The sequence below is a fragment of the Flavobacteriales bacterium genome, from assembly GCA_016779935.1.
Taxonomy (GTDB): Bacteria; Bacteroidota; Bacteroidia; order Flavobacteriales; family UBA7312.
Genome location: JADHMQ010000002.1, coordinates 121,995 through 143,192 on the forward strand (window position 1 = coordinate 121,995; position 21,198 = coordinate 143,192).

General features: G+C 35.4%; 19 protein-coding genes. 15 read left to right on the forward strand and 4 right to left on the reverse strand.

The features are described 5' to 3' along the window. Position 1 precedes the first annotated feature (1 nt). Together ISP73_02405 and ISP73_02410 are read left to right on the forward strand one after the other, a co-directional pair. A complete protein-coding gene (locus ISP73_02405; GenBank protein MBL6657437.1) occupies positions 2-1,837 on the forward strand; it encodes a 2-oxoacid:acceptor oxidoreductase subunit alpha in 1,836 nt (611 codons plus the stop codon). Continuing rightward, positions 1,827-2,828 (forward strand): 2-oxoacid:ferredoxin oxidoreductase subunit beta, encoded by a 1,002-nt coding sequence (locus tag ISP73_02410; protein ID MBL6657438.1) that lies wholly within the window; start codon positions 1,827-1,829, stop codon positions 2,826-2,828. The genes ISP73_02405 and ISP73_02410 overlap by 11 nt, the downstream gene beginning before the upstream one ends. Here the strand turns inward: ISP73_02410 and ISP73_02415 are convergent. Both ISP73_02415 and nadE read right to left on the reverse strand, forming a co-directional pair. Then, the gene (locus ISP73_02415; GenBank protein MBL6657439.1) at positions 2,825-5,371 is read right to left on the reverse strand and encodes a carboxypeptidase-like regulatory domain-containing protein; all 2,547 of its coding nucleotides are present in this window, start codon (positions 5,369-5,371) and stop codon (positions 2,825-2,827) included. The two genes, ISP73_02410 and ISP73_02415, sit on opposite strands and share 4 nt — an antisense overlap. Positions 5,372-5,405: 34 nt before the next feature. Further along, positions 5,406-6,185: an NAD(+) synthase gene (nadE, locus tag ISP73_02420; GenBank protein ID MBL6657440.1), complete on the reverse strand. Its 780-nt coding sequence runs from the start codon at positions 6,183-6,185 to the stop codon at positions 5,406-5,408. A 35-nt stretch (positions 6,186-6,220) separates the two neighbouring features. Between nadE and ISP73_02425 the strand changes: the two genes are divergently transcribed. Together ISP73_02425 and gldC are read left to right on the forward strand one after the other, a co-directional pair. Then, positions 6,221-7,195 carry a hypothetical protein gene (locus ISP73_02425; GenBank protein MBL6657441.1) on the forward strand — a complete coding sequence of 325 codons (975 nt, stop codon included), beginning with the start codon at positions 6,221-6,223 and terminating at the stop codon, positions 7,193-7,195. Then, positions 7,192-7,518, forward strand: a complete 327-nt coding sequence (gene gldC, locus ISP73_02430; GenBank protein ID MBL6657442.1) for a gliding motility protein GldC — start codon at positions 7,192-7,194, stop codon at positions 7,516-7,518. Before ISP73_02425 ends, gldC begins: the two co-directional genes overlap by 4 nt. Here the strand turns inward: gldC and ISP73_02435 are convergent. Then, positions 7,507-8,106, reverse strand: coding sequence for a YihA family ribosome biogenesis GTP-binding protein (locus ISP73_02435; GenBank protein ID MBL6657443.1), 600 nt, complete (start codon positions 8,104-8,106; stop codon positions 7,507-7,509). The genes gldC and ISP73_02435 overlap by 12 nt on opposite strands. A 3-nt stretch (positions 8,107-8,109) precedes the next feature. Continuing rightward, a complete protein-coding gene (locus ISP73_02440; GenBank protein MBL6657444.1) occupies positions 8,110-8,883 on the reverse strand; it encodes an alpha/beta hydrolase in 774 nt (257 codons plus the stop codon). A gap of 164 nt (positions 8,884-9,047) precedes the next feature. Between ISP73_02440 and mraZ the strand changes: the two genes are divergently transcribed. The 11 genes from mraZ to ISP73_02495 are packed head-to-tail and all read left to right on the forward strand — an operon-like array spanning position 9,048 to position 21,196. Next, the gene (mraZ, locus tag ISP73_02445) at positions 9,048-9,509 is read left to right on the forward strand and encodes a division/cell wall cluster transcriptional repressor MraZ (protein ID MBL6657445.1); all 462 of its coding nucleotides are present in this window, start codon (positions 9,048-9,050) and stop codon (positions 9,507-9,509) included. Further along, a complete protein-coding gene (rsmH, locus tag ISP73_02450; GenBank protein ID MBL6657446.1) occupies positions 9,509-10,408 on the forward strand; it encodes a 16S rRNA (cytosine(1402)-N(4))-methyltransferase RsmH in 900 nt (299 codons plus the stop codon). The genes mraZ and rsmH overlap by 1 nt, the downstream gene beginning before the upstream one ends. Further along, complete coding sequence (locus ISP73_02455) at positions 10,405-10,749, forward strand: hypothetical protein (protein MBL6657447.1); 345 nt, start codon at positions 10,405-10,407, stop codon at positions 10,747-10,749. Before rsmH ends, ISP73_02455 begins: the two co-directional genes overlap by 4 nt. Continuing rightward, positions 10,749-12,833, forward strand: a complete 2,085-nt coding sequence (locus tag ISP73_02460) for a transpeptidase family protein (protein ID MBL6657448.1) — start codon at positions 10,749-10,751, stop codon at positions 12,831-12,833. The genes ISP73_02455 and ISP73_02460 overlap by 1 nt, the downstream gene beginning before the upstream one ends. Next, complete coding sequence (locus ISP73_02465; protein ID MBL6657449.1) at positions 12,830-14,290, forward strand: UDP-N-acetylmuramoyl-L-alanyl-D-glutamate--2,6-diaminopimelate ligase; 1,461 nt, start codon at positions 12,830-12,832, stop codon at positions 14,288-14,290. The genes ISP73_02460 and ISP73_02465 overlap by 4 nt, the downstream gene beginning before the upstream one ends. Then, positions 14,290-15,504, forward strand: coding sequence for a phospho-N-acetylmuramoyl-pentapeptide-transferase (locus ISP73_02470; GenBank protein MBL6657450.1), 1,215 nt, complete (start codon positions 14,290-14,292; stop codon positions 15,502-15,504). The genes ISP73_02465 and ISP73_02470 overlap by 1 nt, the downstream gene beginning before the upstream one ends. After that, positions 15,504-16,829, forward strand: a complete 1,326-nt coding sequence (murD, locus tag ISP73_02475) for a UDP-N-acetylmuramoyl-L-alanine--D-glutamate ligase (protein MBL6657451.1) — start codon at positions 15,504-15,506, stop codon at positions 16,827-16,829. The genes ISP73_02470 and murD overlap by 1 nt, the downstream gene beginning before the upstream one ends. Then, a complete protein-coding gene (locus ISP73_02480; protein ID MBL6657452.1) occupies positions 16,830-17,996 on the forward strand; it encodes an FtsW/RodA/SpoVE family cell cycle protein in 1,167 nt (388 codons plus the stop codon). Beyond that, entirely contained in the window at positions 17,986-19,080 is a 1,095-nt protein-coding gene (gene murG, locus ISP73_02485) for an undecaprenyldiphospho-muramoylpentapeptide beta-N-acetylglucosaminyltransferase (GenBank protein MBL6657453.1), read from the forward strand. The genes ISP73_02480 and murG overlap by 11 nt, the downstream gene beginning before the upstream one ends. Continuing rightward, positions 19,081-20,484, forward strand: coding sequence for a UDP-N-acetylmuramate--L-alanine ligase (locus ISP73_02490; GenBank protein MBL6657454.1), 1,404 nt, complete (start codon positions 19,081-19,083; stop codon positions 20,482-20,484). Then, on the forward strand, positions 20,471-21,196 hold the full coding sequence (locus ISP73_02495) for a hypothetical protein (GenBank protein MBL6657455.1): 726 nt from the start codon (positions 20,471-20,473) through the stop codon (positions 21,194-21,196). Before ISP73_02490 ends, ISP73_02495 begins: the two co-directional genes overlap by 14 nt. Positions 21,197-21,198 lie beyond the last annotated feature (2 nt).

Sequence of the window (21,198 nt, forward strand, 5' to 3'; positions counted from 1 at the left end):
AATGACTCAAGAAACGGTCGAAAAAGTAGTCATATTTTTTGCTGGAGATTCTGGAGATGGTATTCAGTTAACAGGTTCACAATTCACCAATACAGCAGCTCTGTATGGGAATGACCTAAGCACCTTCCCTGACTTTCCCGCTGAAATTAGAGCCCCTCAAGGCACATTAGCCGGTGTTTCTGGTTTCCAATTATCGTTTGGAAGTACAGAAATTTTCACCCCAGGAGACGAATGCGACGTGTTAGTTGTAATGAATGTAGCGGCTTTAAAAGCCAATATCAAGCGACTAAAAAAAGGAGGTGCTATAATTGTCAACACGGACGGTTTTGATAAAAGAAACCTTAGACTTGCTGGGTATGATGATGGTGAAAATCCCCTTTCAGACAATTCGCTTTCTGACTACAGAGTTAGTGAAATGAATGTTACTAAACTAACGCGAGAATGTTTAGTTGATATCACTCTTGGAATAAAGGAAAAAGACCGTTGCAAAAATATGTTTGTTCTTGGTTTTGTCTATTGGATGTATAACAGAACTCTAAATCATACCATTGACTCTTTAACCCAAAAGTTCAAGTCTAAGCCAGAGGTGTTAGAAGCTAATATAAAGGTACTAAAAGCGGGGTATAACTTTGCTGATACTTGTGAAATTTCGTCGAGTCGATTTGAAGTGAAGCCTGCAAAAATGAGTGCCGGTACTTACCGAAATATTATGGGTAACCAAGCAACAGCAATGGGACTAATTGCCGCCTCTCAACAGTCCGGCTTAGAACTCTTTTATGGGACTTACCCCATTACCCCTGCTTCGGATATTTTACATGAGTTAGCTAAGCACAAGAATTTTGGTGTGAAGTCGTTTCAAGCTGAAGATGAAATTGCTGCAGTTAGTGCTGCAATAGGAGCGTCATTTGGTGGGTCTTTGGGCGTTACGGCAACTTCAGGCCCTGGTGTTGCCTTAAAAGGTGAAGCCATTGGATTAGCATTTATGTTGGAATTGCCATTGGTAATTGTCAATGTTCAAAGAGGTGGGCCTTCAACAGGATTGCCAACAAAAACCGAGCAAGCGGATTTATTGCAAGCCATGTATGGAAGAAATGGAGAAGCCCCAATTCCAGTAGTATCTGCAAGTACACCATCCGATTGTTTTGAAGCTTCTTTAGAAGCGTGCCGAATTGCTATTGAACACATGACACCAGTTTTCTTTTTGTCAGATGGATACATAGCCAATGGTGCTGAACCTTGGATGTTTCCTCAGTCAAAAGACTTGAAAGAAATTAAAGTGCCAATGACCACTAAGACTGAAGATTATTTGCCATACAAGCGCGATGAAAAACTCGTGCGCGAGTGGGCAATTCCTGGTATGCCTGGTCTTGAACACCGTCTTGGTGGATTGGAAAAAGAGAACGAAACAGGCAACGTATCATACGACTCTGATAACCATGAATTTATGGTGAAAACTAGAGCTGAAAAAGTAGAACGAATAGCTGACTTTATACCCCTTCAAGGAATCGATTCTGGGGCTGACAAAGGCAAGGTTTTAGTATTGGCTTGGGGCTCAACTTATGGTGCTGTAAAAACTGCTGTCAAAGAATTACTTGTAGAAGGCTATTCAGTTTCACATGCTCATTTAAGGTATATTAATCCTTTGCCTAAAAATCTTGGCCAACTATTAAACGGCTTTGATAGCGTATTGATTCCTGAAATAAATGATGGTCAATTGATAAAAATTATCAGAGATAAATATTTGATTGACGCTATTCCTTTTAACAAGATCAAAGGAACGCCTTTTGAGGCAAGAGAAATAAAGAACAGAATAATTGAATTGCACGATGGAAAATAAAGGATACACTGCTAAAGATTTTTCTTCTGATCAAGAAGTGCGTTGGTGTCCAGGTTGTGGAGACTATTCCATTCTTAAGCAGGTTCAATCTGTAATGCCAGAAATAGGTGTTGACAAGGAAGATATAGTTTTTATCTCTGGGATTGGCTGTTCATCTAGATTCCCATATTACATGAATACTTTTGGTATGCACTCTATTCACGGTAGAGCTACAGCTATTGCTAGTGGATTGAAAGCCGCACGTCCCGATTTAAGTGTTTGGATAATTACAGGTGATGGCGATTCCTTATCGATTGGAGGAAATCACCTTATACATTTGCTTCGTAGAAATTTTGACACAAATATATTGCTGTTCAATAATCAAATTTATGGACTAACTAAAGGGCAATATTCACCAACCTCTGAAAAAGGGAAAAAGACAAAATCTACCCCAATGGGTTCTATAGATCATCCGTTTAATCCTTTGGCATTGTGTATGGGAGCAGACGCGACTTTCATTGCACGAACAATGGATAGAGACCCAAAACACATGAGGGAAATGCTAAAGCGTTCTAACGATCACAAAGGCTCATCATTATTGGAAATTTATCAAAACTGTAACGTCTTTAACGATGGGGCTTTCTTTGGCATGACCGATAAGGAAACCAAAATGAATCAGACTCTGTTTTTGGAAGATGGTCAGCCTTTACTCTTTGGCGAAAACAAATCAAAAGGAATAAAATTAGATGGGTTTAAGCCAGTAGTTGTATCAATGGAAGATACTTCAGCTGACGATCTTTGGATACACGATGAAAAAGACCGCGTAAAAGCTGGTTTGCTGACTCGGTTTTTTGACGATGAAATGCCACGACCATTTGGCGTGTTTTACTCAGAAGACAGAATGCTATATGAAGAAGCATTAGTTGGTCAAATAGAAGAAGCTAAAAACCTAAAAGGACAAGGTAATTTAGACGAATTGCTGAAAGGCTCGAATACTTGGTCAATAGACTAAAAGTCGAATTTTGCGCTAAATTTTATTCCCATACCCCTTACTCCGAATGCACTACTGATTTGGTATTTATCATGTAGATAACTTATCCGTTTTATAATATCAATTCGTATAAATTTAAATACGTTTGTAATTCCAGCACTTACTTCAATGTAAGGTGTACGATTCATTAAATGTGTTGTTTTTTCTCCATTACTATTTTCAGGAAATTGTAGTAATTCAGGATGTAGATTAGGGTTGTTTTTGTCGCTTAAGCTACCAACGAGGGCTTTCAGCCCGATAACCTCTCGTACTTTTAACTTTTTTATCAAAGGTAACTTATTGAAAATAGCTCCTTTAGAGAAATGATTCCATTGAATGGTTATGTATTCATCGTTTATGAATTCTAGATAGTTCATAAGGTTGAAGGACTTAAACTGATAACCTAGGGACTGGTTTGCAATAGGGATTTGTAAAATAGGAAAAGGCGCTGTGCCCCAAAATTTACCAACTTCAACCTCAATATCTGAATATCCCAAAAGGGGAATGTATGACCGTTTGCCTAGTTCCAAACTACTTTTTGAAAAATTATACTCCCCATTAAAAAAGCCTGTAAAACCTTGAGTATGATTTATGCTCACTATAGTATGTTTGTTTTTTAGAATTCGTCTTTGATTTTTTGTCTGATAAAACTGCTGTTTAGGGGCGTATCTAAGCTTTAGACTTACCTCATCAGTATTTATATGTTTATCGTATTTCCCAAGCCCATCGATAAAAATTAATTCGCCTAAGGGTATTAGTCGATTGTTATCGAAAAGAATATTAAAAGAAAACCCAGACTGAAATTCTTTTAAGTAGTCAAAATGAAAGTTATGTTTTAATATCATTTTATCAGAAGCGTTACTATTAAAAGAGTGAAGAAAATTATCGTTATCTAAACTCTGAGAGTATTGCCCAGGGAATTGCGTGGCTCTCGAAATGGAAGTGTAAATTCTATTCTGCGGAAATCTTAAAAAATCCTCATTAAAAGAATAATTAAAGCCTGATAAATATTTTATTCTTAAATCTCCCAAGCCCATAGCAATGTGTCCACTGATTTGATATTTTGGGTTAAATACAGTTGTAGTTCTACCACCCAATCTTAATTTAAGTCCTTCGATTTTGTTCCAACTAACAAATGTGGCAACAGTACCTAGTTCATACCAATTGCAATTGATCCAGCCTGAAGTTAGTATTGATGAAGTCTCATTAATAATTTTAAATGTTTTAGTATTTTGTATGCTATCAATCATGGTATAAATACCTTCCTCATTTTCATTTAACTCTTCGTGTCTATTTTCTTGCCAGAAGTCAGTGCTTTTATATTGGTCTGATTTTATAACATCACCTCTTGAACTATATATAGAATCAACGGCTTCTTTATTTATCACAAAGTCTTTAAAGGAGGTGTTCTTTTTGCCTACAATTCCAGTTTGTCTTTCGCCAAAGCTATAGTCAATGAAAATTGTATTACTGCTTTGCATCCATATTTCATTATTAACTTTCTTGAAATTTTGTTCGATTTTCAAATCATTAACAAAGTTGAGGTTAATGTTTTTATTTATCCCCATTTCCAATTTTCTCACGGCATATGAGCTGTCATTTACTACAAACATATTTCCGCTGAAAGCAAAATCGGTTTTTGAGCGAGGAGAAAATCCTAAATTAATGCATGAAATACCTTCTACATTTACAGTGTCGATGATAAAATACTTATAAATAACAGGTCCAACATCGTTTATTGGACTAGGGAATTGATTGCCAAACAGTTCGATTTGGTTTTGATAAATGTCAATTTCAGAATATAACTTTTGCATAATGTGACCTATGCCGTCGTTGTCCATTCTATTTAGACTGCCACTCATTTTAGTGCCATGAAGAATTTCTTTTTTAGTTTCTGGATTTTTTCTGAAGAATACTTTTGATAGGGTTTCTCTTATAAAAAATGGGATAAAAGGTTTGCCATTAACTTCAGAGGTGTCTACATAATTTTCAAAGACGAATTGAAAATTTTTCATAATTTTCTTTTCGGCTATTTTTTCGGAGAAATTATTTAAGTCGAACTCTTCTTTTTCATACTTGCTGTATTCGTAATAATCGAGTTTATGTTTCTGATTTATGTCTTTATTTTTAATGACCATTCGTGCTAGGTCTACAGCAGGATTTCCTTTGTTTTTATACTTCAGTTTTTTCTTTTCAACAATATTTACTGCAGCCAATTTTATTGATGTTGATTGCAGTTTAAAGTTTATGGTCTGAGGTTTGTTGTATTCTATAGTTTTTGTTGAGGTTGTATATCCTATGAAAGAAGCGCTCAAATTATCTGTTGCCCATTTTGTCTCAAGAGAATATTTGCCATCAAAATCGGTGATGGTTCCGACATTTGAGTTTTTGAATTTAATATTTACAAAGGGCATAGGCTCGTTGTTTTCATTAACAACTTTACCTTTTACTCTGGTAGTTTGCGCCTTAGAAAAATGAAAAACAGTAGCAAATAAAAGCAGAAAAAGAAGACTATTTTTTTTCATCAAGTGGGCTTAAATTATAGCAACGAATGTACTATTATTTTAAGTCATTTGGAATTTTACATACAGGAATTGGAATCATTTTGTGCGTGTTGGCAGCGTTCAATCTAGTGTAGATGTCCAGAACGTTTTGTTGTCTTTCGTTCAGTTCAGAAGACAAGCCGTCAAATGACATAGCCCATTCTAATTCGGCATAAGTTGCCCCAATTTGATCTTCATCACTTCTATTGTCGCCCCAAAGTCCGTCGGTTGGTGCTGCAGTTAAAATATCATCATTAACACCAAGTTCTTTGCCTAATGCGAATACTTCAGTTTTGAGTAAGTCTGCTATAGGACTAATGTCCACGCCTCCGTCTCCGTATTTAGTATAAAATCCGATGCCAAAATCCTCAACTTTATTGCCTGTACCAACAACTAAATACGAATGTAATTGGGCGTAATAATATAAAGTAGTCATTCTTATTCTAGCGCGTGAATTGACTAATGAAATCATATGATTTTCAAGGCTTTCATCAATGCTAACGGTTTCAACAAACTGGTCATAAATACCGCTTAAATCTACACAAGCTGAACTAACATTTGGATACGTTGATTTTAGCCAGTTTATGTGCTGATTAGCTCTAGTTTCTTGTTCTTTTTGTTGATGAATAGGCATTTCCAAACATAAAACAGGGACGCCAGTTTTTGCCGCTAAAGTTGATGTGACTGCGGAGTCGATTCCTCCAGAAACACCAATTACAAAACCTTTAGATTTTGACGTGTTAAGGTAGCTTGACAGCCAATTGCAAATGTATTCTGTACATTCTTTTGTTCGCATAGTCTGGCAAAGTTAATAAATCGTAATTTTACAACATGAAAAAGTTAGGATTAAGTTTGTGTTTTTTCTTGCTAGTTATTCAGTTTTCGTGTGATAATTCTAGGCATTACTATTCAGATTTAGAAGTTTTACGTTTGGATAGCCTATATGTTGTTGATGTAGAAAACACTTCTTTTAATACATATGCAAAAGATTATGGATACTTCTGGGAGTTGTATACCCAGGAAGTGATTCCATTACCTGAGGAAAATTTTAAAGATTCGCTCCTTAATTTTCAAGAAGAAGAAGATTTTCAAAAACCTTACAAGCAATTAAGTAAACAATTTGCAGATTTTTCAACTTACGAAAAAGAGTTTGCCGAGGCTTTTTATTATTACAATCAGTCGTTTCCAACTAAAGTAGTACCTAAAATAGTAACCTTCTTTGGCGGATTTAATTATATCGCTATTGCTACTGATAGTACACTCGGTATAGGGCTAGAAATGTTTTTAGGAAATGATGCTGAATACTACCAGAAAATAATTCAAAAATTCCCGGCCTATATGCATTACCGCTTTCAGCCAAGTCATATGGTAGCTCTTTCTGTTGATGGTTGGTTAGAGTCTGAATTTCCACTTATTCATGCAGATTTTCTATCACAAATGATTCATTATGGGAAGTTAAAATACGCTTTGAGTCAGTTCATGAAAAACACCCCAAGTCATATTATTATGGGGTATTCCAAAGAGCAACTAGACTGGTGTGAAAATAGCGAGTTTTCAATTTGGAAATTTTTAATTGAAGAAGGATTATTATACAGTACAGACCAATTTTTAATTAGCAAATACATTATGTCAGCGCCTTATTCCAAAGGTATGCCTATAGAATCGCCTGGACAGGTAGCCGTATGGGTTGGGTGGAATATCGTCAAAGAATTTATGAGTAATCATCCTGAAATCAGTATCAATGAGCTTTTTCAGATTAACGATGCTCAGTATATTTTAAACGAATCAAAATATAAACCAAGATGACAAAAAAACAATCAGAAATAAAAATCAATATAGATTTAGATAGTAATAATGTTCCAGAACGAATGCAGTGGGAGGCTTCTGATGGAGGGCAAAATCTTTCAGATTGTAAAGCTGCTTTCCTTTCATTTTGGGATACAAAATCAAAAGAAACGTTACGAATTGATCTTTGGACTAAAGAGATGAGAACCGATGAAATGAAACATTTTTTTCATCAAACTTTAGTGTCAATGGCGGATACCTTAGAGAGGGCAACTTCGGAGGATAAAATGGCGGCTGATATGCGCGATTTTTGCCATCACTTTGCTGAAAAGCTACTCAAATAAGGCATTCGTCTTTTCTACGAAAGCAAGTATTTCATCCTTTCCATTTTTGTTAACGGACGAGCTTAAAAATATTTGAGGTAATTCTTCCCAGCTTTTTAACATTTCTTTTTTGTAATGGGCTAAATTTTTTGCGCTTTCTGTTTTAGACAGTTTATCTTGTTTAGTAAAGCAAATAACAAAAGGAATGTTATTTTCCCCTAGCCATTGCATAAATTCGATATCAATTTCTTGAGGTTTTAATCGAGAGTCGAGCAAAACACATAAGCACATCAAGTTTTCTCTTTTTAATAGGTACTTTTTGATGAATTGAGAAAATTCTAGTCGTTTGGTTTTAGATACTCCAGCGTATCCATAACCTGGCAAATCGACTAAGTACCAATTTTTATTTATGAGGAAGTGATTGATGAGTTGTGTTTTTCCTGGCCTTCCAGAAACTTTAGCCAAACTTTTTCGTTCAGTAAGCATATTGATTAATGAGGATTTACCCACATTAGATCGGCCAATAAAAGCGTATTCTGGTAAATTAGGAGCGGGGCATTTTTTAATATCAGTATTACTGATTATAAACTCAGCATTTTTGATTTGCATCGTTTACTTTTTAATGTTCGCGTCTAGCCATTTCGAAAGAATTTCTAGAAACTGTTTAGGGTGCTCCCACATTGGAGAATGCCCACACTTGTCGATCCAAAATAATTCTGAGCGACTAAAAAGCCTATGAAATTCTTCAGCTACATGCGGAGGCGTAACGCCATCTTGCTTACCCCAAATTAAACAAACTGGAAAATCTAGCTCAGGGATGTCTTTGCTCATGTTATGCCGTATAGCAGATTTTGCCATGGCAAGAAGTCGAATGACTGAGTTGCGGTTATTAGCAATTTCGAATACATTGTCGACTAATTTCTTAGTTGCCATTTTTGGGTCATAAAACACCTCTTCAGTTTTTGTTTTGATATAATTATAATCGCCTCTTCTTGGGAAAGTATCTCCCATAGAATTTTCATAGAGTCCTGAACTGCCCGTTAATACCAGAGAATGGACCATTTCAGCAAAATCTTTTGCAAAAGCCAAGGCAATATGACCTCCTAAAGAATTACCAAGTAAGGTGACTTTTTCAGCTTTCTTAAACTCAAGAAAATCATGAATAAAATGCTTGAAATTATTAATGTTTGTCTTAATTAAAGGCTTGTCAAATAAAGGTAAAATAGGCCCCAAAACTTTATAGCCAGAGTCCACAAGTCCAGGGATAATACTCTCAAAATTTTCTAACCCGCCCATCAAGCCATGAAGCAGTATAATAGTTGGTCCTTCCCCAACCTCTATGTACTCATAACCGTTCTCGTTAATTATGTCGAAGTCTTCAATCATATCAGGGGCAAAAATACATAAAATAAGTTGTCAAATCACATGATGAAATTTATATCACAATTGAGGTTTTTGGAAAAATATGTGAAATGTTATCAACAATGTGGTAAAAAGTGGTAAAAAGTGGAGCGAAATTATATATATTTACAACTTGTATCTATAAACGAATGATAAACCTAATAGGAACATACGAATGCAAGATTGATGCTAAGGGTAGATTGATGCTCCCTTCAGTATTGAAAAAGCAATTGGCTCCAGTTATCGCAGAAGGGTTTGTGCTCAAGCGCTCTGTATTTAGCAGTTGTCTTGAGATACATCCAGTGAGCGAGTGGAATGTTCTTATGGGAGAAGTGAATAAATTGAATCGTTTTGTAAAGAAAAATAACGATTTCATTAGGTTATTCACTGCTGGCGTGAAAATGTTAGAAGTGGATTCTAATGCACGTCTACAAGTGCCAAAAGATTTAATTTCTTTCGCCTCAATTTCAAAAAATATTGTTCTCTCTTGCTCCTTAAACATGATTGAAATTTGGGATAAAGACCAATATGAGCAAGTTCTAAAAGATGCAACTTCCGATTTCGCAGACTTGGCAGAAGAAGTAATGGGTTCAATTCAAAACGAGGACTAATGGGGTATCACGAGGCAGTATTACTAAAAGAATCTATTGCTGGCCTTCGTATTGACCCTAACGGCACCTATGTTGATGTCACTTTTGGTGGCGGAGGACATTCAAAATCTATACTTGAAAAACTAGATAAAGGAATATTGTTTGCGTTTGATCAAGATGCTGATGCACAAAAAAATTCAATCGATGATAACCGTTTCGTGCTTATCAATCAGAATTTCAGATTTATGCAGAAGTTTTTGAGGCTAGAAGGGGTATTGAAAGTAGACGGTATACTAGCAGATTTGGGTGTTTCATCATATCAATTTGACACGGCCGACAGAGGTTTCTCAATACGAGAAGAAGGAGAGCTAGATATGCGAATGAATACCACTCAAGAGTTGTCCGCAAAGCAAGTGGTGAATGAATATGAACTTGATGATTTATGCCGAATATTTAGAGAGTATGGCGAATTGAAAAATGCGTTCTCAATTTCAAAATCAATTCTATTAGCTAGAGAAGAAGATGAAATTCTTACAACCGAAGACCTCAAAAATGCGGTAAAAAAACACATCCCACCACACAAGAGCAATAAGATTTTAGCTCAGCTATTTCAAGCCATTAGAATTGAAGTTAACGATGAGCTAAAAGCGCTGAAAGAGATGCTCTTACAGTCTGTTGATTTATTAAAAACGGGGGGGAGACTATCCGTGATTTCATACCACTCTTTGGAAGATAGACTCGTTAAAAACCTAATTAAATCAGGCAATTTTAAGGGTGATATTGAGAAAGACTTTTATGGCGTTCCAAACCTAATTCTAAAAGCGATTAGCAAAAAACCCATAACAGCTTCGCAAGAAGAGTTAGAAAGCAATCCAAGATCAAGAAGTGCAAAACTAAGAGTAAGCGAAAAGTTAGCATGAAAGATTTAAAGCAAACATATGAACCTAAAAAAGGATTTCAGAGTAATTTTTCTGATGTATTGAGCGGAAAAATTTTAGAAAAAGGACTTTTTGAACTGCTTCCTTTTTCATTATACATCTGTTTGTTACTAGTGTTTTACATAAACAATTCGTACAGAGCTGAAACTAGCGTTCGAACCATTTCATCTCTTGAGCGAGAGCTAAAAGATTTGAGATCAGAATACATCACTACCAAGTCGTTACTAATGTACCAAAGCAAACAGACTGAAGTACAATCGCTAGTGGCTGACCACGGGATAGTAAAAAGCAATCAGCAACCATTTATAATTCGTGCTAAATAATGAATCATCCTAAAAACATAAAAAGGCGAGCTGTTGCTATTTATCTTTTTATGATTTTAATGGCACTTGCCATAATAATACAGCCTTTATACACGCAATTTTTTGAGTCTCATTTATGGAATACCGACAAGTTTAACGTTACGCGAACCGTAAATGTAGCAGCAGCTCGAGGGAACATTTATTCAGACGATTTATCATTACTAGCAACATCCATTCCTGAATATGAAATTAGATGGGATGCCAAACAAGTAGATAAAGAGCTTTTAGAAGAAAACATAAATGAATTAGCCAAACAGCTATCTATTCTTTTCAAGGATAAAACATCTTCTGATTACGTTTCTTTACTTAGAAAAAGCTGGAATCAAAAGAAACGCTATGCTTTAATCAGAAGGAACGTTAACTATAACGAGTTGAAATCTCTAAAGCGTTTTCCAATATTCAAAGAAGGGCGCTACAAGGGAGGTTTCAGATACATTCAGTTAAATAATAGGCAACAGCCTTTTCAAGAAATTGCAAGCAGAACCATTGGTTATCACAAGCAACACTCTAAGTCGGTAGGTATCGAAGGGGCTTTTAATTTTGATCTGAAGGGTAGAGATGGCGAACGACTAGAGCAACGACTTGCAGGTAACGAGTGGATGCCAGTTCGAGAAAGAGAATCTTTTCCAGGAAAAGATGTCATTACTACCATTGATATTCGTTTTCAAGATGTCGCTCACAAAGCATTAGAAGATAGATTGCGTTTTCATGATGCCGACTTTGGAACCACCGTATTAATGGAAGTTTCAACAGGTGCAGTTAAAGCTATTGTAAACCTAAAGAAAAACGACAACGGAAGTTATGTTGAGCGTTACAATTATGCCATTGGCCAAAGTGTTGAGCCTGGTTCAACATTCAAACTAGCTTCAGTAATCGCAGCACTTGAAGATGGTTATCTTGATGAGAATGATTCCGTTAACACAACAGGAGGTAGTCATCAGTTTTACGATAGAGTCATGCGTGATTCGCGTGAAGGAGGATATGGTACCATTTCTTTAGAAAGGTCATTTACTAAATCATCAAATGTCGGAATTTCAAAGCTAATTAATAAACACTATAAATCAAATCCTTCACAGTTTGTAGACAGAATTTACAGCATGGGTCTAAATGAAGCTTTAGGTATTTCTTTATCTGGTGAAGTAAAGCCAGATATTAGACACCCCAAGCAAACTAAAAACTGGTCCGGAACTACCTTACCATGGATGTCCATTGGTTATGGTATCAAGCTTACGCCAATTCAAATATTGAGTTTTTATTCCTCAATTGCCAATGACGGACAGCAAATAAAACCCTATTTCGTCAAATCAATCATGAATAATGGTATGGTCGAGAAAAACTTTTCGCCAGAAGTTCTAAATCCTTCAATTTGTTCGATGACTAGCATTAAAAAAGTAAAGAAAATGTTAGAGAATGTTGTAGAAGATGGAACCGCAAGCAACATTCGTTCAAAGCAGTACAAAATTGCTGGTAAAACAGGCACTACTCAGCTAATTATTGATGGTAAATATACCAATGAAAGACACTTAGCATCATTTGTAGGTTACTTTCCTGCTGATTACCCCAAATACGCTTGTATAGTGATGATTAATGACCCCATGCAAAACGGTAGTTATGGTGGAGATGTTGCTGCACCAGTTTTCAGAGTTATTTCTGATTATGTGTATAACACAGACTTATCCTTACAGAAGCCAGATACCGTTTTTTACGCCCAATCACCAGTTTCTAAAGATGGCAATAAATCGGATTTAACGAATGTACTAAATGAATTGTCAGTAGAAATATCAGATGACAACCCCCTTTCTGAGTGGGTGCTCACAAACGCTAAAAAAGATGCAGTAGAGTTTAGCACGAGAAACATTCATAAAGATCTTGAAAATAATACCATGCCAAATATAAAAGGTATGGGTTTGAGTGATGTGCTATTTCTGTTAGAGAATTACGGTTTGAAGGTAAATTACAGTGGTAGAGGGAGTATAAAATCACAATCAATTGACAAAGGACAACAAATTCGAAAAGGACAACAAATTAATATAATACTATCGTGAAGTTATTACAAGACATATTATATAAGATTGAATTACTTGAGTGTGCTGGTTCAACTCACATTGCCATTCCTCAGATATGTTTTGATTCTAGAAACATAGTCAAAGATTGCTTATTTGTTGCTGTTAAGGGGACTCAAGTCGATGGGCATAAATACATTGAACAAGCTATACAAAACGGCGCTGTGGCTATTTTGGCTGAAGAACTTCCACTTAGTAAGCCCGAGGGCGTAACTTATATTAGAGTAAAAAATAGTTCAGAGTCCTTGGGTATTCTTGCCGCTAATTTTTATGATAATCCTTCAGAAAAATTAAATGTTGTTGCCATTACTGGAACAAACGGAAAAACTTCGGTAGCAACCTTGTTACATCAGTATTATCAATCGATTGGTGAGAAGTCAGGATTATTATCCACCATTACAAATAAAATAGGTCATAATACTTTGCCATCTACACATACTACGCCAGATGCTCTCAGCATAAACCTCTTACTATCAAAAATGGTCAATGAGGGCTGTAAATACTGTTTCATGGAAGCAAGTTCTCATGCTATTCACCAAAACAGAATATTTGGGTTATCCTTAAAAGGGGCGGTATTTATGAATATTAGTCATGATCATTTGGACTACCACCAAACATTTGACGATTATATTTTAGCAAAAAAAGCATTGTTTGATAATCTTCCAGAATCTGCTTTTGCACTGGTTAACAAAGACGACAGACATGGTTTAAATATGTTACATCATTGTGCTGCCAAAGGATACGCATTTGCTCAAAAATCTTCAGCGGATTTCAAGGTCAAAATTTTAGAAAGTCGTTTTGATGGCACCTTACTAAACTGCAATGGAAAAGAAGTATGGACGAGATTGATAGGGCAATTCAATGCCTATAATCTTTTAGCCATTTATTCGACAGCCATATTATTAGGTCAAGATGAGACACAAGCCCTCACTACAATTAGCGCATTAAATAGTGCGGAAGGGCGATTTGAAATTAGCCGATCTGAGGATGGAAAAGTAGGTATTATAGATTATGCACATACACCAGACGCTCTGTTTAATGTGATTAATACTATAAATGAAATTAAACAAAATCAACAGTTAATTACAGTATTTGGTTGCGGTGGCGATAGAGATAAAAGCAAGCGTTCTAAGATGGGAAAAATCGCTTCTGAACTAAGTGAAAAAGTCATCGTTACTAGCGACAACCCTCGGTCTGAAAACCCCGATGCTATCATTGAAGAAATCCTTTCAGGCGTAGATGCTAAAAACCTCAAAAAAGTTATTGCTATTAGTGATAGGAAGGCAGCTATAAAAACAGCTTGTTCATTAGCTCAGCAAGGTGATGTTATTCTCATTGCTGGAAAAGGACATGAAAAATACCAAGAAATAAAGGGTGAGAAACTCCCCTTTGACGATAAAGAAGAATTGAAATACACATTTAACCTATTACAAGACTAATGCTATATTATCTATTTGAATATCTCGACTCTACTTACCATCTTCCTGGAGCTGGAGTATTTCAATATATTTCTTTTAGAGCAGCGATGGCAGTAATTACATCTTTATTGGTGTCTATGGTCTTTGGTGGGCGTATTATAAATTTCATAAGAAATAAACAGATTGGTGAAGAAGTTAGAGAACTTGGTTTGCAAGGTGAAGAACAAAAGAAGGGAACGCCAACTATGGGTGGACTCATCATCATTGCAGCGATTTTATTACCTACAATATTATTCGCAAAGCTTTCCAATATTTACATCATTCTAATGATAATATCTACAATATGGTTAGGTATTATTGGCTTTATAGATGACTACATCAAAGTATTCAAAAAAGACAAAGAAGGATTAGCAGGACGATTCAAAATTATTGGACAAGTTGGTCTAGGAATCATAATAGGGTTCACAATCTACTTCAATGATGGTATAACTATTAAAGAGGAAATTAGAGGAGATGCAGTAGTTAATCAAGAAGAAGTATTTGGAGAAGAAATAAAATCTATAAAAACCACAATTCCATTTGTAAAAAACAATGAATTTGATTACTCAAGATTAGTCTCCTGGATGGGTGATGATGCCGCTTCATATGCCTGGATAGTCTTTGTTTTAATTGTCATTTTTATTGTTACAGCAGTAAGTAATGGTGCAAATATGACTGACGGACTGGATGGCTTAGCAACTGGTACTTCAGCAATTATTGGAACAACTTTAGGAATACTAGCCTATGTTTCTGGTAATGTATTTTTTGCAGATTATCTGAACATTATGTACTTGCCAAACTCGGGTGAACTAGTGATTTATATGGCATCCTTTGTTGGTGCTTGCGTAGGCTTTCTTTGGTATAATTCTTTTCCAGCACAAGTCTTTATGGGCGATACCGGAAGTTTAGCATTAGGAGGAATAATAGCCGTATTCGCCATAGCAATAAGAAAAGAATTATTAATACCAGTATTATGTGGAATATTCTTAGTAGAGAATCTTTCAGTAATGATGCAGGTATCCTATTTCAAGTATACCAAAAAGAAATATGGTGAGGGAAGACGCATATTTAAAATGGCTCCCTTACACCACCATTTTCAAAAACTAGGTATACATGAAAGCAAAATAGTAACACGATTTTGGATTGTGGGAGTAATGTTAGCGATACTAACTATTGTCACACTTAAACTAAGATAATGGAAAAAGTAGTTGTGCTAGGCGGAGGAGAAAGCGGTTGTGGAACAGCTGTTTTAGCACAACAAAAAGGATTTAATGTATTTCTATCTGATAATGGAAAGATAAAGGAGAAATACAAAAATGTTCTTACACATAATGAGATTGAATGGGAAGAGGAAAAACATACCGATTTACGTTTTTTTGAAGCTGATATTATTGTAAAAAGTCCAGGAATACCAGACACTATTCCATTAATAATGGATTTGAAACAAGCGGGAATACCAGTTATTTCAGAAATAGAGTTTGCAGTTCAATATACGGATGCAAAAATTATTGGAATAACAGGTAGTAACGGGAAAACTACGACAACACTATTAATAGGTCATATGCTAAAAAAAGCAGGACTTAATGTAGGAGTCGCAGGAAATATTGGTGAGAGTTTTGCCTTACAAGTTGCTACTGAAAATTATGACTATTACGTTCTGGAGCTCAGTAGCTTTCAACTCGATGGAATCCGTTCCTTCAAACCCCATATAGCAATTCTGTTAAACATCACTGCAGACCATATGGATAGGTATGCAAATAATATTCAGAATTACATTCAATCGAAACTAAGAATTACAATGAATCAGGACAGTAGTGACTATTTAATCTACTGCGATGACGACAGTAACATAACTGAACATTTAACAACACAAGCACAGTGCTTACCTTTTTCTATAAAGAAGACGCAAAAACAAGGTGCTTATTTAGATAGGGATGAAATAAAATTAAACATTAATGATAAGTCATTTATTATGAATATTCAACAACTAGCCCTTCAGGGCAAACACAACATCTACAATTCTATGGCGGCATCTATTGCTTCCAGGATTTTAGAATTAAAGAAAGATATAATTCGAGAAAGTCTAATTGACTTCAAAAACGTAGAACATCGACTTGAAAGAGTGATAAAAGTTCACGGCATTGAGTTTATCAATGACTCCAAAGCAACAAATGTTAACTCTACTTGGTATGCCTTAGAAAGCATGACTAAAAAAACCATTTGGATAGTTGGCGGAATTGATAAGGGCAACGACTATTCCTCACTTATACCACTTGTAAAAGAAAAAGTCAAAACTATTATTTGCTTAGGCGAAAATATTGATTCTATAAAGAACTCTTTTGAGAATACTGGAGTTGAAATGCTTTACGCTTCGGATATGAAAGAAGCAGTAAACCTATCATACGGTAGTGCATTGAAAGGAGATGCAGTATTATTATCTCCAGCATGTGCAAGTTTTGACTTGTTTGAAAACTATGAGCACAGAGGGTATGAATTTAAATCTATGGTCAGAACACTATAAATGGGTCTATTTAAAAAATATATCAATCTAGAAGGGGACACCAGAATTTGGGCGGTGATATTCTTCTTGGTATTCGTTTCCATTGTAGTGGTGTATAGTGCAACAGGTGGTTTAGCCTATACGTCATATGGAGGTAATACTTGGTATTTATTTTTTAAACACTGTAGATTTCTCATAATAGGACTATTATTTATTTATTTCATCCATAAAATTCCGCATAAATATTATTCCAGACTTGGTCAGTTAGGCTTCATCATTGCCATCCCGATACTAATTTACACAGTAGCTTTTGGTACATCATTAAATGATGCAAGCCGTTGGATTACTATCGGAGATATGCCAATTAATACATTTGAGATTGGAAAAATTGCTATCACAGTATTTTTGGCACGTCAGTTAGTTAAAATTCAAGACAATATCACCGATTTTAAAAGTGTAGCATGGAAATTATTTGCTCCCCTTCTTTTAGTCTGTGCTATCATTTTTCCAGCTAACTTTTCTACAGCTGCCATGATATTTGCTGCAAACCTTATGCTATTATACTTAGGCGGTGTGCCATTCAGGTTTTTGTCGCTATTGCTAGTTGGAATTATTGGATTAGGAGCTATTGTCATAAGCCTATCACTTACCATCCCTTCACTACAAAAAACATTCCCAAGAGCTCAAACTTGGGTAAATAGAGTAAAGAATTTTTCACAAGATGAATCTGTAAGCAGCGACGCCAATTATCAAGTAACACATGCGAAAATAGCCATAGTAAATGGTGGTATAAAGGGAAGAGGACCAGGAAAGAGTACGCAGAGAAATGTGTTGCCATTGCCAAACTCCGATTATGTTTATGCTATACTTATCGAAGAATGGGGTGTTTTGGGAGGTATAGCCGTTGTCTTTGCGTACATTATTTTACTGCTTCGAGGTAAACGTATTTTTAATTTAGCACCTGACCCATTAGCAGCATATCTAGGGGTAGGACTTAGTATATCATTAGTGTTTCAAGCCTTTATAAATATGGCTGTTGCGGTAGATTTATTCCCAGTAACAGGGCAAACCTTACCTATGATAAGCATGGGTGGAGTATCAGTAATATTTACATGTATTTCACTTGGAATTATCCTAAGTGCAAGCAAAGGAATTAACGTATCAAAAATCAGTACCAATGTCAGTTAAAGTAATTATAAGTGGTGGCGGTACTGGAGGGCATATCTTTCCAGCAATTTCAATTGCAAACGAATTGAAGTCAAGAATAAAAGACATTGATATTCTATTTGTAGGAGCAAAAGGTCGAATGGAAATGGAGAAAGTCCCCAAAGCTGGATATCCAATAAAAGGCTTAAGTATAAATGGTTTTCAAAGAAATTGGCGAGATACAAGAAACCTTTCTTTCCCATTTAAGCTGCTATTTAGCTTGTTGAAATCCTATTTCATTGTTAGGAAATTTAAACCGGAAGTGGTTGTTGGGACGGGTGGTTATGCCAGTGGACCTTTATTATTTGTCGCTTCAAAGTTATCCATACCCGCTCTTATTCAAGAACAAAATTCTTATCCAGGAATTACTAATAAATTACTATCAAAATCAGTGCAAAAGATTTGTGTTGCTTATGAAAATATGCAGCGATTCTTTCCAGAGGATAAGCTTTTACTATTGGGTAATCCTATTAGAAAAGATTTGATTGGTTGTGCATCCAAAAAAGCACAAGGGATAAAGCATTTTGAGTTGGATGAAATAAAGCCTGTTGTGCTAGTCATAGGTGGGAGTTTAGGAGCAAGAACAATTAATGAATCTATGGCAGCTTTAATTGATGATTTAGAATCTGGGGACATTCAATTGATATGGCAAACAGGGGTGTCGTTTGAAAAACAAGCTTTAGAGTTAACAAAAGACAAAAAGAATATTCAAGCCAGTGCATTTATTTACGAGATGGACTTAGCTTATAGTGTAGCGGATGTTATTATTTCAAGAGCTGGAGCAAGCACGATTTCAGAGTTATGTCTTATAGGAAAGCCAGCAATACTTGTTCCTTCGCCAAATGTTGCTGAAGACCATCAGACTAAAAATGCTATGGCTCTAGTGGATAAAAGTGCAGCATTAATGGTAAAAGATAATGAAGCAAAAAAGGAATTAGGAAAAACATTAAGTGAACTACTTAATAACAATGAAAAACAAAAGAAATTAGCTAAAAACATAAAAAAACTAGCAATAGCTGATTCCTCGAAATTAATAGTGGATGAAGTATTAAAGTTAATAGACTAAATGAATATTAAATTATTTGAAAAACTTTATTTTATTGGTGTTGGCGGTATAGGTATGTCAGCACTAGCACGCTATTTCAATTCAAAAGGGTTGGAGGTTTGTGGGTATGACAAAACACCTTCAGAACTTACAGCTCAACTTCAAGAAGAAGGAATTGATATTCATTTTGACGATAATCATATTCCAGAACACATTAAGACTGCTAATCATCATTCACTATTGGTAGTATATACACCAGCAGTGAGTTTGGAAAGCTATCAACTTCAATATTTTGAATCCAAAAAGTGGAATGTCTTGAAGAGAGCGGAGCTATTAGGTCTAATTACTCAGGAGGCCTATACCATAGCTGTTTCAGGAACTCATGGTAAAACTACAACCTCATGCATTTTAGCTCATATACTTAAGAGTTGCAATATAGAATGCACAGCCTTTTTAGGAGGTATAAGCACTAATCTTAATTCTAATTTACTCTTATCCAAAAAAGGTAATATCGTAGTTGTTGAAGCCGATGAGTATGATAAATCATTCCTAAAACTCAATCCCGATATAATTGTGATAACCTCTGTAGATGCAGATCATTTAGATGTTTACAAAGATGAGAATGAAATAAAAAATACATTCAAAGCATTTGTTCGAAACCTCAAGCCAGAGGGCATGCTGTTAGTCAACAAATCCATTGCTATAGACTTTAAGACAAACGATGATACCTTACAACTTAGCTACTCATCATCAGTAAAGGCAGATAATTATGCGTCGAATTTGAGAATAGAAAATACAAATCAAATTTTTGATGCCCAGTTTATTGACATCTTACCAGGCCAAGTATACGAACACCAGCTTAAAGATATCGTGCTAAAATTGCCAGGAAAACATAATGTGGAGAATGCACTTGCAGCAACAGTTGTAGCTTCATATCTAGGAGCAAATTCAGCAGACATTAAATCGGCTATTGCTTCATTTAGAGGAGTGAAAAGAAGGTATGAATTTCATGCCAATGGCAAGTACGTGTATATTGATGATTATGCCCATCATCCAGAAGAGGTAAAAGCAACATTGGAAGCAACCAAGCAGTTGTTCCCTAACAAGAAAATAACAGCAGTATTTCAGCCTCATTTATTCAGCAGAACTCGTGATTTCGCTGATGAATTCGGAGAATCATTATCCTTAGCCGATGAGGTGTTGCTATTGGAAATATACCCTGCCCGAGAGTTGCCAATAGAAGGCGTTAACTCAAAGATGTTGTTGGAAAAGATTTCTAAAAGTGAAAAAAACATTATTGCTAAAGAATTATTAGTACAAGAGTTAACCCATCCCAAAAGAGAAGTATTACTGACTATGGGAGCAGGAGATATTGATAGGTTTATTGAACCACTAACACAATGTTATCAAGATGAAGTGGATTAGTATCATATCACATACCGTTCTCTTTGCTGGCTTGGTAGTTTTATTAGGCTTTACATCTATGCGTCATGAAGATAAAAAATGTACTGACTATCGCATTGATCTTGGCGCTGCTGAAGGCTCACTAATTACTCAAGGAGAAGTGATATTACTTATGGAGTCAGTATCTGATAGTTTAGTCGGACAGTCGGTAACACAATTACCACTCTATGAAATTGAAAATAAAATAGAACAGCAAAAAAATGTTGAAAATGCTGAGGTATATGTAACTCTTGATGGGCGACTAAAAATTGATGTACAACAAAAAGACCCAATAGTACGTGTGAAGTCAGCAAATAAACAAGAGTTTTATATGGATGAAGGAGGGACGATTTTTGAACTCTCATCAAACTATACCAAACGCTTATTAGTTGCTAACGGCAACATCAAAGACAGCATTGATTTATCCATGATACATACTTTAGCAAAATATGTTAATTCTGACTCCTTTTTAAAATCTCAAATCATTCAGATTTATGTAAAAGAAAATAAAGAAATAGAATTAATACCAAGAGTTGGAAATCATAATATACTATTAGGAAATATTAATGGATATAAAGAAAAATTTAAAAAATTAAAGTTGTTCTACTCTGAAGGCGTAAAGCAAACAGGCTGGAATAACCATAAAGAAATAAATCTGAAGTTTAAAGATCAAATTGTTTGTGTAAAAAAATAAAT